This is a genomic window from Oceanobacillus sp. FSL W7-1293 (genome assembly GCF_037969815.1).
GTDB classification, from domain to species: domain Bacteria; phylum Bacillota; class Bacilli; order Bacillales; family Amphibacillaceae; genus Oceanobacillus; species Oceanobacillus oncorhynchi.
In genome coordinates this window covers 1950263-1967694 of record NZ_CP150212.1, presented here as the reverse complement: position 1 = coordinate 1967694, position 17432 = coordinate 1950263, and the positions used below count along the sequence as shown (strand labels likewise).

The following is a 17432-nucleotide window of genomic DNA, read 5'->3' as shown; positions in this document are numbered from 1 at the left end:
CCTTAATCCATATCCTGTTTCGTAAATCTGCCCGCTCCTATCCATAAAGCAATGACGCTGATGACAGCACCGGTCACCCAATAACGATAATCCAATTGTACTGATTGATTCATAAAGTGCATTAAATTATCCGTCAATAACGCACCTGGAGCAAATGTATATAACTCATTCAATCCATTCACCTGGCGGAAGATAAGGCGCAATATATCATCGAAGAAAATATAGATAACCGCGACAATAATGATATTATATATATCGGCGATTTTCAGCATTTTTAATGCATGTATCAAAATAAAACCGCTGAGCACAATCGGCAGCATATTGAAGCTTGCAATGAAGAAATTGCTGACTACTCCTTGGTCCTCCGCAAAAAAGCTCTGCCCTAATCCTATCATCAGGAGTAAACCTGCTGCACAAACCAACAAAAAATAACCTAGCGTCACAAGCAATTTTGACCAGAAGATGACGCTCCGAGAGATACCGAAAGAAATTGCCTGTTTTGTCAGCGTAATATCCTTACCAGTCAATATGCTATTATACAAATAAGAGATAATAATTATTTGTGTCCCCATACCAATGACATTCGAATAGAAAAAGCTGCTTGTGCCGTATCGGAAATCTGCATCTACACTGCTAAAAAAATATAAAGTGAATGCAGCACCTGTAATTAGGAGAAAAAAGATAGCAGTAGTGAGATATAAGCTTTTCCTATGCAATATACGGTAGTTTTCACTTTTCAAATAGTTAATCATTTTTCGCCATCCCCCTCCACTAAACCTAAGAAATATTCCTCTAAATTCAATGCTTCGACGCGGAATTCCATCACCAATACATCATTTTTGATTAAAAGGCGGTTTATTTCTCCAGCCTTCTCAATATGATTTTGTATCGTGATAACCTGGTCAGGAAGGGATTTATATTGGATATCCTCATAAGTACGTTCTAATAGCTGTGCCGCCTTGGCTGTATCATCCACCTTTAAATGAATTTGTTTCCTGCTTTTTTCATCCAGAAGCTGCTTGCTTACATCCTCGACGATCACCCCGTTTTTGATAAATACAAACCGCGTTGCCAACAGCTGCAATTCCGTTAAAATATGGCTGGAAATCAAGATGGTTATTTGCTTTTCTTGATTTAACCGGATCAATAACCTGCGAATTTCCGTAATACCCTCCGCATCTAAACCATTAATTGGTTCATCAAGCACTAAACAATCCGGGCTGCTTAAAAGAGAAAGCGCGATTCCCAGCCGCTGCTTCATCCCCATAGAATATTCTCTAAATTTTTTCTTCTTTTGATTGGCCAGCCCGACAATTTCCAATACGTCATATATCTGCTTCTTTTCCGCAACTCCCCTTTGAATCCGAAAGTACTCCAGATTTTGAATTGCTGTAAAATCCGGGAAAAAGACCGGCGTCTCTATCATAAATCCCATTCTTTTTTTCGCCTGCATCATTTCTTTGCCTGACTTACCAAACAAGTAAATTTCTCCCGTTGTCGGCGTTAACTGCCCTGCAAGCATTTTAAAAATAGTCGATTTACCAGCACCATTTTTACCAATTAAGGCACAAATCTCTCCTTTTCCTACAGAAAAATCAAGCGGTTTAATGGCTTCTTCCTGCTTAAATTTCTTAGTTAATGTATACGTCTGAATAACAGCACTCATTTTCTCGGCTCCTTCACTCTATTTTCTTATTTCCAGTTTAGCGCAAGAGCCATTAAAATCCTTTAAGCAAATCATAAAGAATTCATAAAGAAAGACAGAACAGAATCAAACCAGCATGAACCCGACACCCCAAATGGTTCTGATATACTCTTCAGGTGTGACTTCAGCCATTTTTCTGCGCAGATTGGAGATATGGACACTAATGGTATTATCATCCCCGACATACGTGTCTTTCCAAATTTTTTCGTAAATCTCTCTTTTAGAAAAAGCATGCTCCGGATGATTAATAAATAAGGATAAAATATCAAACTCCGCATTGGTTACCTGCAATGATTTGTTCTCTAATGTGACAGACAGCTTTTCAGGAAAGATAGTCAGACCACGCCATACCTTTTCGTCTTTTTGTGAGGGCTGGCCAATCGATTTTCGCAGCTGAACCTCCACGCGGGCTTCTACCTCTTTCTGATGGAATGGCTTAGTTATATAATCATCTGCTCCCATTTTCAAGACTTGAACTTTATCCTCTACCCCAATCTTTGCGGAAATCACAATAATTGGAATTGCACTTTCCTCTCTGACCTGGGTAATAAATTCTTCGCCGCTTATCCCCGGCAGCATCAAATCTAATAAAATCAAATCGAATGGATTGCTTTTCAGCTGCAGCAGACCTTCTGTCCCTGAATAAGCAGAAACTGGCGTCATCCCCATTTTTGTTAAAATAACATGCAGCAATTTGCTGATTTCCTGATCATCTTCAATAATTAAAATTCGTTTCTCTTCATTCACGTTTACCACTCACTTTTGTATAATTGCTATTACTTTATTATAATAATCACTCTTTCGTCGTTTGAAAAGTGCACCTGTCTAAATCTTCACCAAAACAAATAAAGGAGTGCATAGGAAATCTAAAATGCACACTCCTTTATATAGAAAAAATAATCAATTAATAACCTGTTACAGCATTCTTTAATATAGGCATGTTTTCTATGTTTAAATGCTTCCCCTCCACACATAAAACAGTCATCTGAGAATCAGTTCCCGCAGCATGAAGCGCTCCTTTTTTCCAAAATGCTGCTTTACCGGCAGTCAGAGGGATTTTGTTCTCCTCCTCGCCGCAGACCCAGCCTTCTCCAGATATAATCATAAAAAGCTGATCCGCCTGCGCTTCGTGGAAAGGAATATTATCCTCTATTCCTAAATACATATAACTCATTCTTATATCATTGGCATCAAATAAAAGACGATGCGCAGTAAATTTCGTTGTTTCTGTATCCATCGATACGCCGGATTCTTGCTCAAACGAAATAATCTTCAATTGAACCGCCCCCTATTCTGATTAAACCCAAAGCCTATTCCGCTTCATAACGAATCATCGTCCACATCCCAATATCTTTAAAACCCATTCGTTTATAAATGCTTCCAGCCGCAGGGTTATCATAAAAAAGACAAAGTGACTTCCCCTCTGCTAATAATGCAGTGCATAATTTTTCCATACATTTCGTTGCATAGCCTTGCCGCTCATACCCTGGGCGCGTACAAACAGCAACTATCATGGCAGAATGGGAATTTTCAGCGGTTGTCGATGCAGATGCAACCATCGTCCCTTCCTCATCACGAATAAAATAGGTGCGTCCTGTCTTATTTTTCTCTGCATGCTCCCTCGATTCAACGGTTACATTACTTGCTGCAAATTCCGGAATAGACTCCAGCATTTTGATGTTCTCTTCATAATCAACAGGCTGCAAATATTCTACCTGCTCAGCTTGTTCTAAAGTCGTTGTGTAGCTTAATTCTTCACAAGATGCATAATACATTTCTCTATGTACACGAATGACTTTATCCATGTGTTTAAGCAAAGGGGTGACAGCCAGTTTCAGACCACTCACATTGCACCGCTGTTTATAGTCGTTAATCCTCTCTGCAAACCCTTTTACATCATACTCCCCTTCACTGTAAATAATGAAATTCTCACGATAGCGCAGGAGAACAGCGATTAAATCTTCCTGTTCCCATTCCCCCCAGACATCTTGAATATCTGAATCATAGCCAAACGCTTCAATATCTCCAATAATAAACAAATTTTCTGCAGCCTTAGGCTCCACTAACTCCATTACTTTTACATGATCCTCTTTTGTCAGTTTTCGTATCATCCTGCTTCCTCCAATAGACGTCAATAGTAGCTTCTAATTTTACATTCTTTCAGCTAAGACATTCATTCCTTCTCTTACTCCTCATCGCATTCCCATCAATCAGAAACATGAATCAATATTTTCCCGGTACTCTTCCTGCTGCTGATAAAATCATGTGCTTCCGCTATTTTTTCAAGAGGATATTCCGCACCGATTTTTATTTCTATTTTTCCGTTCACTATTAATTCAAGGACATTTTGAGATACGGTTTCCAATGTCTCCGGCCTTTCTTTTCTAGTGGTACCTAAGCTGAATCCCAGTACAGACCGGCAGCTCGCGTGCACTTCCTTTGTATTAAAATTGCCAATGCCGCCTGATGAATTCCCAAAATGAACCAGCCTGCCAAAATGCGATAAAACCTCCATACTTCTTTCGGTTATCTCTCCAGCCTGCGAATCAAAAATAATATCTACACCTTTACCATCTGTTGTTTCTTTTATTTTTTCATCAAAATCCGTATATGTATAAACATCATCCGCTCCTAATTCAAGCGGCACGCTGCTTTTTTCAAGGCTGCTGACCGTACCAATAATTCGTTTAGCTCCGAGCAATTTGGCCATCTGAATAATCGTTGAACCGACACCGCCAGCCGACGAGTGAACTAAAACCGTATCTGCCTTACTAATTTGTGCTAAATCATATGTTAATTTATAAGATAAAAAGCCAACAGTCGGGCAAGCTGCCGCCATTTTAAAATCTAATTCATCCGGAATTTTAAAAGTAAGTAACTCCGAGGCCAGGACATATTCCGCATAGGCGCCCCCTTTTGGAAAGCATATAACACGGTCACCAGGCTTGACGCTTTCTATAGATGCTCCAACCTTCTCGACTGCTCCAGCAGCATCTAAACCTAAAATCATCGGGAAATTTGCCTTTGCTTTACTGCCATTTCTGTTCTTAATATCAGCATAATTCACGCTGGTATAAATCACTTTAATTAAAATTTCATCGGGTTGAGGTTCTGGCTTTGGTATTTCTTTGAATTGCAGCACATCTGATCCGCCAAATTCATTCATCACAACCGCTTTCATCTCATTTCCTCCCTTATTTCAGCTCTTTCTTAAACAGAACGCGATCAATGCCAAACCCATCATAATTTGCTTTTACTGCTACACCATCTACTGTTTTATCTCCTCGCTCGATCACAAAGCCCATTTTTTGATGAAACGCAATCGATGTTTTATTTACGGGGGAAGTGATGGAGCGGATGATTTTCCGATCAGCCATTTTAACTTTAGCGAAAAATTTCTCATAAAGTGTTTTTCCAATGTCTTTCTTCCTGTAATCCGGGTGTACACCTACAAAATGGATATATGCTTCATCTGACTGATCCTGTGATAAAAATCCAATTAAAAAACCTGTTATCTCGTCATCTTCTTCTGCTATCAAACTGGTATTCTTAAAATGTTGAAAAAATAATTTAGGCAGCATTCCTGCCATATCACGCCCGCCCCACCAGTCGTTTATCTGCGGAATCAGGATATCGTAATCCAAACTTTGCAAACTGCGAATTTCCATTCTACATTCTCCCTTTTATTTGAAACGATGTACTATCATTCGTATAAATTCTTTTATTTCCCATGATAAAACAGCTGAATATTCTTATTGTTATTACTAATATATCAAAAAATTATAATGATTTCTTTCTTTGTTTGAATTTTTTTAGAATTTATATTTAATTTTTCGCGTCTGCATGTTAACCTTGATTTAAATTAGGTTGACAAAGAGAGGAGCGTTTTTTTGTTCAAATCGTTTAAAAATCAATTCCTCCTTTCGTTAGTTGTTTCAATATTATTCACCTTGAACTACCCCCTCTTACCAACCTTCAAGGTTGCTTGAAGTGGGAGATTCCTAAGAACACCAACCTACCGGTCAATTATGGATTAGGCTATCCCCGCAGTTCCTGCGGTTAATCGTAATGCTTCTTTACGAAGATTCCTGCTTGCGTTAATATCTCTTTGATGATGGCATTGACAGCTATCACACGTCCATGCACGCAAAGCAAGATTTTTAACGTCTTTGTTTTGGTGTCCACAATGAGAACATAACTGACTGGATGGATAGCTTTTCGAAACTACAACAACCTGCTTTCCATACCAGACCGCTTTATATTCCAGCATCGTTCGGAACGCTGACCAGGATACATCGCTAATCGCTTTCGCAAGATTTTGATTCTTTAACATGTTTTTTACAGACAAATCTTCTATTCCGATGATATCGTGGTTTTTGATTATCTCAGTGGAGATTTTATCTAACATGTCTTTTCTTTTATTAGCAATTTTTTCGTGAAGCCGAGCTACTTTTCGTTTTTGTTTCTGCCAATTTGCTGAGTCTACCTGTCGCCTTGAAAGAATCACTTGCGCTTTTGCCAGCTTCTTTTCTAATGTCTGGAAAAATTTTGGATTTTCATACACCGTCCCATTGGAAAGAGTTGCAAAATCAGTTATTCCAACATCGATGCCTACAGAGGAATCTGTCTTTTCATCGTATTCAACTTCCGTTTCCGCTACAATCGAAACAAAGTACTTGCCTGAAGGATTGCGCCGGATCGTTGCATTGATAATACGTCCTTCCACTTCCCGACTTTTGGCAAAGCGAACCAATCCGAGCTTAGGCAGTTTGATATGTTTATCCAATACAGCAATATTTCCATTGACATGTTTCGTGGTATACGATTGGACAGGATTCTTTTTTGATTTAAAACGAGGTGCCTTATTCTGCTTCTTATAATAGCGCGTATAGGAATCATTAACATTTTCCACCGCTTTTTGAAGGGCAATACTATCGACTTCTTTGAGGAAGGGATAGTTTTTCTTCAATTCTGGAACCGCTTTGATTGCCTTATTTTTATTGAAAAATTCTCCCTTCCAATTATTTTGAAGAAGCTGTCCATTTTGTACCATTTCATTCACCGTATGCCAATAGTGGTCTTTTTGTTTTCCCGTAAAATAGTTGTAGACAAAGCGGGAGCAGCCGATTGTCTTATGGATGAAGGTGATTTGTTTTTTGTTCGGATAGATACGAAAACGAAATGCTTTTGTTATTTTCATAGCTTCTAACCTCCTCCTGTCTATTATATCAGAAGAAGGATGTTTTTGGAACACTTGTTCGATTTTATATTGAACAAGTGAGACACTCCTAAGCAATCTTTTGTGCATAGGAGATTCATCTCCCCCTTACCTCTACGCGCTTGAAGAGGGAGTTTTCTCTCCTTTTTTCGATAAACACTTACTTACTTTTTAATTTTACTTATCGAATCAGTGACATAATGGCAAATTTATTTTTGTTCATCACCTTAGCTTCCGTTTTCAATACTGGTTTATTAGCTCAAAAGTATCTACATTCAAAACAGCCTTCTCTAAATGATTCATAGTGCGTGTTCAAAAAGTTCGACAAAAAGGAGATTCGGAAAGCCCACCTCTCCAAATCTCCTTTGCTCATCGCTCTTATTTCCAGACATCTTCAGCAATTCGCACAACATGCCGGATTTTTTCCCATTGCTGTTCCTCACTCAATAAGTTTCCTTCCTCTGTGGAAGCAAACCCGCATTGAGGACTCAGGCAAAGCTGATTCAACGGTACATAGCCCGCCGCTTCAGTAATTCTTGCTTTAACAGCCTCCGGATCTTCCAGCTCGCTGAACTTAGACGTGATAAGACCCAGTACGATAAATAAATTATCACAGTTTACATGACGCAAGGGTTCAAATCCGCCCGAGCGGTCATCATCAAACTCCAGGAAAAGACCATCCACCTGTAAACCGCCAAAAATCGTTTCTGACACCGCTTCGTAACCGCCGCTTGACATATAGGTAGATTGGAAATTCCCCCGGCAAATATGCATTGTTACCAGCATATCACCTGGTCTGTTCGCAATCGATTCATTGATTGCTCTCGCACATAATTCAGCTGTTTTCTCTGGATTTCTTCCTTTTTCAATCAACGAATTTCTGCCCTTCTCTGAGAAAAAGGCTGCCCAGGACGTATCATCCAGCTGCAGGTAGCGGCAGCCTTCATCGTATAATGCCTGAATCACCCCTCGATAAGCAGCAACCAGGTCATCAATAATGGCTTCATCATTTTCATAAATTCCTTCTTCAAAATCTGCTCTGAAAAAGAGCATGTTCGGGCTCGGAATCGCAAATTTTGCAACCGCATCTCCGGCAATACCATGCAGGAATTTATAATGCTCGATCATATAATGATTACTAAAACCAATTTTACCGGTTACCTTAATGCCTCTTTTTTTCGTTTCCACGCCAGTGAACTGTAAACCTTGTTCTGCGGTATAGCCTTCCACACCATCTAAGCCTTCCAGAAAATCAAAATGCCACCAGGCTCGGCGAAACTCCCCATCTGTCACGGATTGAAGTCCTGCTTCTTTCTGCTGTTCTACCAGTTTGATAATTTCCTCATCTTCCAATTGACGCAATTGTTCTGCACTGATTTCTCCTTTTGCCTGTTGTGCACGCGCCTCTTTTAAACGCTTAGGTCGTAGAAAACTTCCTACATGATCTGCTCTGAATGGAGCACGTGTATTTTTTGTCTCTGCTGATATTGCCATCGAATACCCCTTTCTCTTTATCTGCTATATTCATTCTATATTCCATTAAAAAAACCCCTTCCGAAAATAGAAGAGGTTCGATATGATAAAGTCTCTTCTTATCTTCAAGCAAAAATGCTTCTGGAATTAGCACAGTACAAATCAACGTCTGCTGCTAAGGCTTCAGCGGGCCAGTCCCTCCACCTTTCTCGATAAGAATATATGGAATTATACGAATAATTACAGTTTACTTTACATGGAAGCAATGAATTCGTCAAGGAGAATCCCAAAATATAGGAACCTTGCTGCGATCGATTTAAATCAAGATTGCGTTACCTTTTTTTATCGGAAAAAATTTTATAATCTTCACTGATTACAAAAGCAGCCAAATACAAGCAGAAAAATAAAATAGCTGCTCCTTTCCATGATACACTAACTCTCGTAAATAGGGGCTCAATACATATTTTATAAAAACTAACACTAAGCAACCATTGAACGACATAACTCCAAAGCATTACTTTCTTTGTCTGTTTCATTTTCGCTGCTTTAAGGATTAGCATATATAACAAATCAAACAGCATCCCCACCATGTAAGACAGAAAAAGCAATCCTCCGAAGTAAAGAAAATTAATAAAAATACTATCAAAAAAATGTATTTCGATAAGATTCCAGCCTGCTAAAATATTAGATAAACCATATGTTATTAAAATAGGAATGGCTACAATAACTGCGATACTACCCATTACTAGACCAACAGTAAGCAGATTGGCAACAAGGGTAGAAAAATCCGTTTTTTTATTATTCAAAATTCATTGAATCCTCCTTGTCTATACCTATATTATAAGGGACTATTACATCCTAATGAATATATATTCTTTTAACTCACTGTACTACAATATCAACTGAAGATTTCCCTAAATTTTCATGTTTCTGAAACGACAGTAACAACTTTTTTATCGCTCAGTTAGTTTAGAGCCAGTCGCTCCCCCAAATTTTGAGCTGTAGTTTTCGTAGCAAATTCATCTTCTTTTTGATTTAATTCCATCCTATCACATCCTGTGTGTCGATAAACTTCTACTAAATGAAGGTTCTATTTATAAATCTTTTAAAAAAGCTAAATAATTCTCTAACGTTTTCACCTAACGTTCGGCTATAAACAATAGAAAGGGTTCATAATCCCCTTCTGTTCCAGAAATATCTAAAGCCTCGTAATACTTGAATCTATCGTCCTTTTCAATTGTAATTGGAGGAAATCCAGACTTCATCAATTCAAAATTCATAAGTAATCTAGAGGTTATTCCATTTCCATCAGAAAAAGGATGAATATTCACAAATTTTGCATGCAGCAGACTAGCTTTTCCTAAAGGGAGTCTTGAAAACGTATTTTACTTTCTTAGAATCCCTTATACTCTGGAGTGCAAGCCTTTCGTGAATGCCTTAGTTGGGACTGCGATTACTCGCCCCATCAAAACCGTTGCACTTATACTTTATTCCTTGAATTCTTTATGCTTTCTTAAAGTGTAAAAAATAACGAGTTCTCTGATCTTTAAATTTCTTCAATTATATTTTATTCCTCCCAAATGATGCTAATCACCATTATACCATATACCAAGTCCGATCAACTTTCTTAGAATTCTATGAAGGAAACTATAAATGTAAATACTCTCTTCAATACCCCATCAAAAAAAGTACCAGACATCTAACAATAATCAATTGTTACAATGCCTGGTACTTTATTTAGCTTGATATTAGAACCTTAGCTGACACGATTTCCCGGTTTTATCTCTTCTTTTAATTTAAAAGAAAGAATAAATCCAACGATAGCAATAATTGCTGCTACGATAAAGGAAACATTCACACCATGAATAATACCATTGATATCCTCACCTGGTATAGCTGCAGTGGACATGATTGTTACAAGCACTGCTGTACCAACCGAGCCAGCTACTTGGCGGAATGTATTATTCATTGCTGTCCCGTGCGGAATCAATTCGTTAGGCAGCTGGTTCAATGCCATGGTTGTCATAGGCATCATTACCATGGCAATCGAAATCATGCGAATGGCATTCATGGTTGCCAGATAGTTGAAGCTTGTATCCGCAGATAAATTCGTGAATGCAAAAGTTGTCAAGGCTAGCAGTAACAAGCCGCCCCGAGCAAGCCATTTTCCTCCGAATCTATCAAAAAGATAACCGGTAATCGGGTTGGAGAATCCCATTATAATCGCACCGGGCAACAAGACAAGCCCAGATTCAAGCGCCGAGAAGCCAACCATATTCTGCATATATAACGGCAAAATAACATTTGTCCCAATCATCGCAGCGAAGACCAGCATTCCAAGCGCCGTTGCTAACGTGAATGTGCTGTGTTTGAATACCCGGAATTCAAGAAGCGGTTCTTTCAAGTTCAACTGTCTGGTAATAAACCAATAGAGAGAAATGCTGCCGATAACAATCGTAAGAATGACCTGAAGACTGAGCCACCCTGCGTCGCCGGCGACACTGAAACCGTATAGAATTGCACCGAAGCCAACTGTAGAAAGGATGACCGATAAAATATCCAATTTCGGTTTCTTCAGCTCTGTTACGTTTTTCAATAAGAAGTAAGCCGCTATCATATCTAAAATAGCAATCGGCAGTACAACATAGAATACACTGCGCCATGGGAACTGATCCACGAGCCAGCCTGAGAGACTCGGGCCAATCGCCGGTGCGAATGCAATAACTAGTCCAAACAGTCCCATTGCTGTACCTCTTCTATGAACAGGAAAGGTCAGGAATAATATCGTCTGCATCAGCGGCATCATAATGCCGGCCCCTGAAGCCTGCAAAATCCGCCCAACCAATAACAATGAAAAGTTTGGTGAAATTGCTGCAATAAACGTGCCGATAGTGAACAATCCCATTGCAGTCATAAATAATTTACGTGTTGTGAATTTATCAATTAAAAAAGCCGTAACTGGAATCATTATCCCATTTACGAGCATAAAAACCGACTGTAGCCATTGCGCTGTACTCTCACTCAAATTCAAATCTTTCATGATAGGTGGAAGTGCAGTCCCTAGCAGCGTCTGGTTCAATATGGTGACAAAAGCACCGGATAATAATACCGCGAAAAGCGGAATATATTTTTTAATTTCAAATGTATTTTCGCTTTCCATTTTATACCAACTTCCTTACAAAATATTTACTTTTTAATCAACAATAGAACATAATATCATATTTGAAAGAGAACAACAAATCATTCCGCTTATTTTGTAACATTTTTATTCAGTTAAGCCCTCTTTACATCAAAGGATTTTGATTTGGTTAATATGGATAAGCTGATGAAAAGCTTTTCCGATTTACACTTTTTAATTTCATTAAAAAAACCATTGCATAATCTATTGATAAGATACATGAATGGTTTTAGAATGATTGGTAATTTATTTTAACTTTACGCAGCTTTTTATAATCTACCATAATAAAGAAGAAATTAATCCCATATATTAGGTCGTTTCACCCCCATTGTTCTCATATAACTTAACAGTTGTCCCGTATGTACAGATTCATGATACGCAATCCGCAATAACATATCGCCCAGTTTTCTTTTATAACCAACATCTGAACGGTCAATTTCAATATTTTCTAAATCATTTACATGTATTGCCTTTATATATTTAATAAATTCATTGCGGTACTTCTGAGCAAATTCCAATTCATCATCCACTGTTGTAAATACTCTATCCTCAAAAGGATTAGATATATTGGTTAACGCCCTACTCCCTCTGCCAATGATAATTTGATGATAAAGAAACTCCCCTTCTAATACATGCCTAATCATTTCAGAGCAGCTGATTGCATTTTCATCAGGTCTCCATTGCAGCAATTCTTCTGGTATTGCTCTCCAAACTTTTTCGCTTCTGCGTCGGACTTCTTCAAAATTAAGAGTAATCAATTCATTTGTATTCATTTCATAATCCTCCTGTCGTCTTATACAACCTATTGTAGCACGCAGATACTTCGTCTATAATCGAAGTATGAATGTTTTGGGAGGAATAATAATGGGAAGCAGACCTGACTTTTCATATGTTGCAAAACTAATGGCTGATTCATCAAGGGCTGCAATGTTAGAAGCTCTTCTTGATCTTGATGGACTTCCTGCAAGCGAATTAGCAAAAAGGGCAAATGTATCTTTGCAAACAGCAAGTAGCCATTTAGCAAAACTGGTAGAAGGAAATTTACTTCGCGTGGAAAAACATGGCCGGCATCGTTATTTTCGAATTGCGAACGCCGAGGTTGCTCAGGCAATCGAAATGTTGACTGTTATTGCTCCGTCTGCTCAAGTGAATTCGTTGAAGGATTTTTCACGCTCTGAAAAAATTCAAATTGCCAGAACATGTTATGACCATTTAGCAGGGAAGCTTGGTGTATTAATAACAGAGACCTTGGTAGAAAAAGAATATGTGGTGGAAGATCAAGACGTTTTTATAGTAACGAAGGCTGGAGAAGAATTCTTTAACAGCTTTAAAATCGACCTGAATTCTTTACGACAAAAACGAAGACACTTTGCCCGAAAATGTCTGGACTGGAGTGAAAGACGTTATCACCTGGCAGGAGCTCTCGGAAATGCAATTTTACTTCAATTGTTTGATTTAGGCTGGATTGAGAGATTACCTGGCCGTGCTGTAAAAGTTACTGATACAGGAATAAAAGGATTAGAGGAATCTTTGGGTATAGATACGAGCAATTTGGGTTGATTTATTCTATATCCTTATGGGAAAAAACATCATTTGAGCTGCCGCAACATCGGCATATTTCAAATGATGTTTTATTTCTCGTTATCAGCATTATAGAGCGCTTTGATTTCCGCTGTGCGCATTAATTATTTGAAAAAATCATTTCGCTTTCCTTGATTATTGTATAAGCCATGTCCTCTGAAGTATATCCAGTATGCCTTCTCAAATCTTTACCTAATTATTCTTCTTTTATTCAAGCTATTTTTCCCCTTCTTTAATCGACTTCGCAATAGCTTCACATTTTGGGATTGCCCATATGTAATGTTTAAAAGTATTCGCAGCAAAATATCCATATAAATTACTGGTCTTTGTCCATTTATAATATTTCTTCGTCATAATTTCTTCATTAGTATGGGATTGGATCAACTTCATTACCCGATGATGACTTAACTTCATTTTTTTATGGCTTGATTCATCGTTACATTCTGATAGTTTTCCCGAATTTGCATATTAAGCGGCTTGATTGTTCTCCACATATAACCTGGTGCCGGCATAAACGGCGTATCTCCATCCATCCCTTCTCTGTACCATCTTTCAAGCATGGCATGCCATTCATATAAATGCATCAATACATCCCGGAAATTTTTATCTCTTTCTTCTGTCTCTATTGTCATACTTCTTTTTCTAGGCGGTATAGATTCAATGATTTCAAATAACGCTTTAAAATTCTGTTCGCTCTCTGCTAAAAGAAATTCCTTCCCGTTCTTTTCTGTCATGATAAATACCTCCTCTTTTACTACATTTTAACATCAGCATGAAAGGTAGGATAGCTTACTAATTTTCTAAAAAATAACACATCTCATTTTAATCATAGGCGCGGTTCATAAAAACGACTCTCCAGCCATCTGGATCTTCGATGGTAACTCCTTTGCCTTTCCAATAGGGATTCTCTGGCTCTACTTCGTTATATCCCATTTGGGCCAAACGATTTACGACATGCATGATTTCATCCTTATTTTCTATATAAAAAACCAGCAGATTATCTTTCGTAGGTGCAGGGCATGGGCTTCCGTCTTGATGAGATGTAAATTCTAAATGATAGTCCGTATGAGGCAATCCAAAGATAACTCCCTTAATCCCTCTGCCTCCTTCAAATAATTCTATTTTTGTTAAGCCTACACCCGTTTCGTAAAAGCTGATTATTTCATCAAAATTATCTGTCGGTCTGGCTACCCTTACTTGCACTGCCGAAAAATCATTAAATTTCATACTGCCACCTGCTTTTTATTATTTTTATTTGAATACACCATTTAAATAAAATCGATCTCTTCCTTAACCACTGGCAAAATATCATTTTCAATAATTTGATAAAATAGCGCTTGTTCTTCAATAAAAGGAGTGTGTGCGGAATTTTCAAAGGTATACATTTTCTTGAACGGTGCTTCGATGGAATCATAGAAACGTTTCGCTTGTGTGTAGGTTGTTTGATAATCATGCTGACCTTGAAGAATAAAGACAGGAAGCGGAAGCTCAGGCACAAGCTCTGCTAAATCTGCAGCGGCCATTACATGTCCCAGGGACTGCCAGCCTAAAACAGCCCCTTTAAAACTATTGATTCGTTCATTAAATGTATAATTTGCACACGAAAAAACGTGCTTCAATCTTTCCAGATTGGAGTAACCCTCCCGTTTAAAGCCCCCGCCATACTTCTCGGTAAATTTAGTCCTGATGGCGCCATAAGCTCGATTTTCATAAAAATTTTCATCAAAAGCCACATTTTCAATTTGCTTGACAGCACGTTTATCCTTCCTGTCCCTTGCTGTTTTTAAAATATATTGATAGGCTTCTTTTTCTGATTCCAGCTGAGAACCAATCTGTCCTATTCCAATATACGCATAGAAAAGATCCGGACGTTTTTGCGCCGCCAGACTGCCCAGGTAGCTGCCCCAGGAGTGACCAAGAAGAAACACTTTATCCCGTGCGTATTTATTTCTTAGATAATTTGTTACCTCAATTGTATCTTCAATTAACTGCTCCACCGTAACCCCTTTTTTAGCTGTCTCCGCATCATACGACATTCCAGTTCCTCTCTGGTCCCAATAACACACATCAAAATATTGCTCCAGGCTTACCCCATGTGCTTTATTGACGGGATAAGCCGGAAACCCGGGCCCGCCGTGCAAGAATAAAAGTAATGGTTTATTTTGATTTAAAGATTCTACAATGATTCCTTGCTCTGCACCATTGATTTCTACATATTCCTTTAGGATTGTTTTATTGTGTTCCTTGTTTTCCGTATACGCTGATTGCATGTTGACAGCTCCTTATTTATAAAATACGATATTATCCGTCCGCAGAATAACGCTCTAAAAGCTTCTCTTTATGAGACTGGAATACTTCCTCCAAAGTGATGTTATATTTATTGGCGATGACGATAACGTTCCCCAGTACATCTCCTAATTCCTCTGCTAATGCATTTCTATTTTCGGCAATTGATGCCATTGCCTCATCCGGTCTATCCCTGCCAATCTCCAGTGCTCTTATGGCTCTTGCTACTTCTCCTGTTTCCTCTGCTAAAAAACCGATCCGGATGAAAATATCTAATTCCGACCAGCCTCTATGTTCGTAATAATTATTTACCCATTGTTGAAATTCAGTTACATTCATTTTTTTCACTCCTTGATTCAGCTATTGAATTTCCCTTTCCTCTTAATGATATTCGAAGTTAAAACTGCACACGAAACCCTTGAAAAATATGAACTCCCGTGCCAAATCGTACAAAATCATGCTTCCGTAAATACTCCACTGCATTTTTAACTTCATCTAAAATTTCAGGAAGAAGTCCCAATGTATTATGCGCTCCATAAATCATGGAGACATGATTTATTTGCGTGAGCCTCTCTAACGAATTTACTAAGTCTGCCGGATTGGTTGTCGGAAAAAAAGCATAGATTGGAGTTTCATCATATAGCAAGTCCCCTGTAAATAAATATCCGGTCTCTTCATCAAAAATCACAATATGACCTGGAGAATGGCCGGGAGTATGGTAGATAATTAATGTTCTGTTTCCCAGCTCCACCCTATCACCGTCTTTTAAAATTCCAGTTGGCTCACCCTGGAAGGGTTTATATGTATTCGGGTCAAAGCTTTCCGGCACAGGAATCGTAATATCCCTTGCTGTATTTTGTCTTATTTGTTCTAATGATAACCCTACAATACCATAAACAAGCCAATCTCTTTCCGCTTCATGCACAAATATCCGGTCATATTCTCCATGACTTCCAATATGATCGGAATGTACATGCGTCGTGATAACATCAATGGGCAGAGGCGTCAGCTGATCTGTGATTCGCTTCATATTATCAATACCCAAGCCAGTATCAATTAATGCTGCTTTTTTGTCTCCAATAAGCAAAAATGAATGCACTTTTTCCCAATGGCCAAGCTCACTAATGGCATATGTTTTTTCATCTATTTTTCGAACGGTAAACCATGGATCATTTAACATAACCTTACCTCCCTCTCAGACTACTAATACTATATTATCAGAAAATATGGCTTAGACACGCTATTTCCCCTCTGCTATTATTTATATGAAGAAAAAATACGAGAGGACCTTCATATGAAAAAGAAAAAAATAATTATATTTTCAGGAATTCTTCTTTTTATCTTAATCATTACTATATTTTCTAACAACTTTTCTATAGAAGAACGAGAGGAAGATGAAATTGTAGCGGAAGAAATACTGGATTATACATTTGAAAATTACGATATACATGCAGCATCAAGCGGGCATGATGACGCAGAAAATTCCGTTTTATTTTTTGATATCAATCCGGATACAGTTGATATAGAAGAATTTCATTCAGATGTATTAGATAAACTGAAGCAATATGATTTAGCAGATAAATACACAATCGAAATTGAACAGACGTCGACCGAAGAAGCAAGATTGGAAATGTTAGAAATGAATATTACCGAGATAGTTCAAAATTATTTAAAAGAGAACGGCATGGATCAGAATGTTACTTATGCAGCAAATATAGATGAAAATCTCTATATTAATCTAACTATACGTGAGGGAGCAAATATTGATAAAGAGGAATTAGAAAAGATAATGGATGAATTTTTCGACTTTGAAGTTAGTATAGAGAAATAAGTTCATTTTCCTAAAGAATGCGTTATTACATTAGGATACACGTTAAACAGCATTTAGAACAAAGCTCATTTTGCATATATCGTAATATGCCCTCTCACTCTGTAACAAAAAATGATATGATAAATACATAATCTAGTTGAAAGGTGTGATGTCTTATGGC

The 17432-nt window shown here is 38.0% G+C and carries 18 protein-coding genes, 1 pseudogene and 1 riboswitch; of the genes and pseudogenes, 2 read left to right on the top strand and 17 right to left on the bottom strand.

The window, feature by feature from the left end:
- Positions 1–2 precede the first annotated feature (2 nt).
- The 12 genes from MKY65_RS09760 to MKY65_RS09705 all read right to left on the bottom strand — a co-directional run bounded on the left by MKY65_RS09760 (position 3) and on the right by MKY65_RS09705 (position 12347).
- Positions 3–752 (bottom strand): ABC transporter permease, encoded by a 750-nt coding sequence (locus MKY65_RS09760; RefSeq protein WP_339184342.1) that lies wholly within the window; start codon positions 750–752, stop codon positions 3–5.
- Positions 749–1666, bottom strand: coding sequence for an ABC transporter ATP-binding protein (locus tag MKY65_RS09755; protein ID WP_339184340.1), 918 nt, complete (start codon positions 1664–1666; stop codon positions 749–751). Before MKY65_RS09755 ends, MKY65_RS09760 begins: the two co-directional genes overlap by 4 nt.
- A 105-nt stretch (positions 1667–1771) precedes the next feature.
- Entirely contained in the window at positions 1772–2452 is a 681-nt protein-coding gene (locus MKY65_RS09750) for a response regulator transcription factor (RefSeq protein WP_339184339.1), read from the bottom strand.
- Positions 2453–2609: 157 nt separating this feature from the next.
- The gene (locus MKY65_RS09745; RefSeq protein WP_339184338.1) at positions 2610–2981 is read right to left on the bottom strand and encodes a hypothetical protein; all 372 of its coding nucleotides are present in this window, start codon (positions 2979–2981) and stop codon (positions 2610–2612) included.
- Between the two features lie 34 nt (positions 2982–3015).
- Positions 3016–3816, bottom strand: a complete 801-nt coding sequence (locus MKY65_RS09740) for a GNAT family N-acetyltransferase (RefSeq protein ID WP_339184336.1) — start codon at positions 3814–3816, stop codon at positions 3016–3018.
- A gap of 95 nt (positions 3817–3911) precedes the next feature.
- Entirely contained in the window at positions 3912–4886 is a 975-nt protein-coding gene (locus MKY65_RS09735; protein WP_339184333.1) for a zinc-binding dehydrogenase, read from the bottom strand.
- A gap of 13 nt (positions 4887–4899) precedes the next feature.
- The gene (locus tag MKY65_RS09730) at positions 4900–5373 is read right to left on the bottom strand and encodes a GNAT family N-acetyltransferase (RefSeq protein WP_339184331.1); all 474 of its coding nucleotides are present in this window, start codon (positions 5371–5373) and stop codon (positions 4900–4902) included.
- A 365-nt stretch (positions 5374–5738) separates the two neighbouring features.
- Positions 5739–6905: an IS200/IS605 family element RNA-guided endonuclease TnpB gene (tnpB, locus tag MKY65_RS09725; protein ID WP_339184329.1), complete on the bottom strand. Its 1167-nt coding sequence runs from the start codon at positions 6903–6905 to the stop codon at positions 5739–5741.
- 396 nt (positions 6906–7301) lie between these two features.
- A complete protein-coding gene (locus MKY65_RS09720; protein ID WP_339184327.1) occupies positions 7302–8417 on the bottom strand; it encodes a 5-methyltetrahydropteroyltriglutamate--homocysteine S-methyltransferase in 1116 nt (371 codons plus the stop codon).
- Positions 8418–8512: 95 nt separating this feature from the next.
- Positions 8513–8615, bottom strand: a riboswitch (SAM riboswitch).
- A 113-nt stretch (positions 8616–8728) separates the two neighbouring features.
- Positions 8729–9202, bottom strand: a complete 474-nt coding sequence (locus MKY65_RS09715; RefSeq protein WP_339184325.1) for a hypothetical protein — start codon at positions 9200–9202, stop codon at positions 8729–8731.
- A 950-nt stretch (positions 9203–10152) separates the two neighbouring features.
- Positions 10153–11556 carry an MDR family MFS transporter gene (locus tag MKY65_RS09710; protein WP_289585203.1) on the bottom strand — a complete coding sequence of 468 codons (1404 nt, stop codon included), beginning with the start codon at positions 11554–11556 and terminating at the stop codon, positions 10153–10155.
- A 314-nt stretch (positions 11557–11870) separates the two neighbouring features.
- Positions 11871–12347: a DinB family protein gene (locus tag MKY65_RS09705; protein ID WP_339184323.1), complete on the bottom strand. Its 477-nt coding sequence runs from the start codon at positions 12345–12347 to the stop codon at positions 11871–11873.
- Between the two features lie 91 nt (positions 12348–12438).
- Here MKY65_RS09705 and MKY65_RS09700 point away from each other — a divergent pair, with 91 nt between their 5' ends.
- Positions 12439–13134, top strand: a complete 696-nt coding sequence (locus MKY65_RS09700) for a winged helix-turn-helix domain-containing protein (RefSeq protein WP_339184321.1) — start codon at positions 12439–12441, stop codon at positions 13132–13134.
- Between the two features lie 237 nt (positions 13135–13371).
- Here the strand turns inward: MKY65_RS09700 and MKY65_RS09695 are convergent.
- The 5 genes and pseudogenes from MKY65_RS09695 to MKY65_RS09675 all read right to left on the bottom strand — a co-directional run bounded on the left by MKY65_RS09695 (position 13372) and on the right by MKY65_RS09675 (position 16621).
- A pseudogene (locus MKY65_RS09695) lies at positions 13372–13889 on the bottom strand (ClbS/DfsB family four-helix bundle protein).
- An 88-nt stretch (positions 13890–13977) separates the two neighbouring features.
- On the bottom strand, positions 13978–14382 hold the full coding sequence (locus MKY65_RS09690; protein WP_339184319.1) for a VOC family protein: 405 nt from the start codon (positions 14380–14382) through the stop codon (positions 13978–13980).
- Positions 14383–14423: 41 nt separating this feature from the next.
- The gene (locus tag MKY65_RS09685; RefSeq protein WP_339184317.1) at positions 14424–15425 is read right to left on the bottom strand and encodes an alpha/beta hydrolase; all 1002 of its coding nucleotides are present in this window, start codon (positions 15423–15425) and stop codon (positions 14424–14426) included.
- A 31-nt stretch (positions 15426–15456) separates the two neighbouring features.
- The gene (locus MKY65_RS09680; RefSeq protein ID WP_339184315.1) at positions 15457–15780 is read right to left on the bottom strand and encodes a MazG-like family protein; all 324 of its coding nucleotides are present in this window, start codon (positions 15778–15780) and stop codon (positions 15457–15459) included.
- A 58-nt stretch (positions 15781–15838) separates the two neighbouring features.
- Positions 15839–16621: an MBL fold metallo-hydrolase gene (locus MKY65_RS09675; RefSeq protein WP_339184313.1), complete on the bottom strand. Its 783-nt coding sequence runs from the start codon at positions 16619–16621 to the stop codon at positions 15839–15841.
- 114 nt (positions 16622–16735) lie between these two features.
- Between MKY65_RS09675 and MKY65_RS09670 the strand changes: the two genes are divergently transcribed.
- On the top strand, positions 16736–17272 hold the full coding sequence (locus MKY65_RS09670; RefSeq protein WP_339184311.1) for a hypothetical protein: 537 nt from the start codon (positions 16736–16738) through the stop codon (positions 17270–17272).
- Positions 17273–17432: the final 160 nt, after the last annotated feature.

Excerpts from the sequence above, each read along its gene's own strand:
- MKY65_RS09705 (WP_339184323.1), bottom strand. The coding sequence starts at position 12,347 with ATGAATACAAATGAATTGATTACTCTTAATTTTGAAGAAGTCCGACGC.
- MKY65_RS09730 (WP_339184331.1), bottom strand. The coding sequence starts at position 5,373 with ATGGAAATTCGCAGTTTGCAAAGTTTGGATTACGATATCCTGATTCCG.
- MKY65_RS09760 (WP_339184342.1), bottom strand. The coding sequence starts at position 752 with ATGATTAACTATTTGAAAAGTGAAAACTACCGTATATTGCATAGGAAA.
- MKY65_RS09740 (WP_339184336.1), bottom strand. The coding sequence starts at position 3,816 with ATGATACGAAAACTGACAAAAGAGGATCATGTAAAAGTAATGGAGTTA.
- MKY65_RS09675 (WP_339184313.1), bottom strand. The coding sequence starts at position 16,621 with ATGTTAAATGATCCATGGTTTACCGTTCGAAAAATAGATGAAAAAACA.
- MKY65_RS09735 (WP_339184333.1), bottom strand. The coding sequence starts at position 4,886 with ATGAAAGCGGTTGTGATGAATGAATTTGGCGGATCAGATGTGCTGCAA.
- MKY65_RS09680 (WP_339184315.1), bottom strand. The coding sequence starts at position 15,780 with ATGAATGTAACTGAATTTCAACAATGGGTAAATAATTATTACGAACAT.
- MKY65_RS09720 (WP_339184327.1), bottom strand. The coding sequence starts at position 8,417 with ATGGCAATATCAGCAGAGACAAAAAATACACGTGCTCCATTCAGAGCA.
- MKY65_RS09700 (WP_339184321.1), top strand. The coding sequence starts at position 12,439 with ATGGGAAGCAGACCTGACTTTTCATATGTTGCAAAACTAATGGCTGAT.
- MKY65_RS09710 (WP_289585203.1), bottom strand. The coding sequence starts at position 11,556 with ATGGAAAGCGAAAATACATTTGAAATTAAAAAATATATTCCGCTTTTC.
- MKY65_RS09690 (WP_339184319.1), bottom strand. The coding sequence starts at position 14,382 with ATGAAATTTAATGATTTTTCGGCAGTGCAAGTAAGGGTAGCCAGACCG.
- tnpB (WP_339184329.1), bottom strand. The coding sequence starts at position 6,905 with ATGAAAATAACAAAAGCATTTCGTTTTCGTATCTATCCGAACAAAAAA.
- MKY65_RS09670 (WP_339184311.1), top strand. The coding sequence starts at position 16,736 with ATGAAAAAGAAAAAAATAATTATATTTTCAGGAATTCTTCTTTTTATC.
- MKY65_RS09685 (WP_339184317.1), bottom strand. The coding sequence starts at position 15,425 with ATGCAATCAGCGTATACGGAAAACAAGGAACACAATAAAACAATCCTA.
- MKY65_RS09755 (WP_339184340.1), bottom strand. The coding sequence starts at position 1,666 with ATGAGTGCTGTTATTCAGACGTATACATTAACTAAGAAATTTAAGCAG.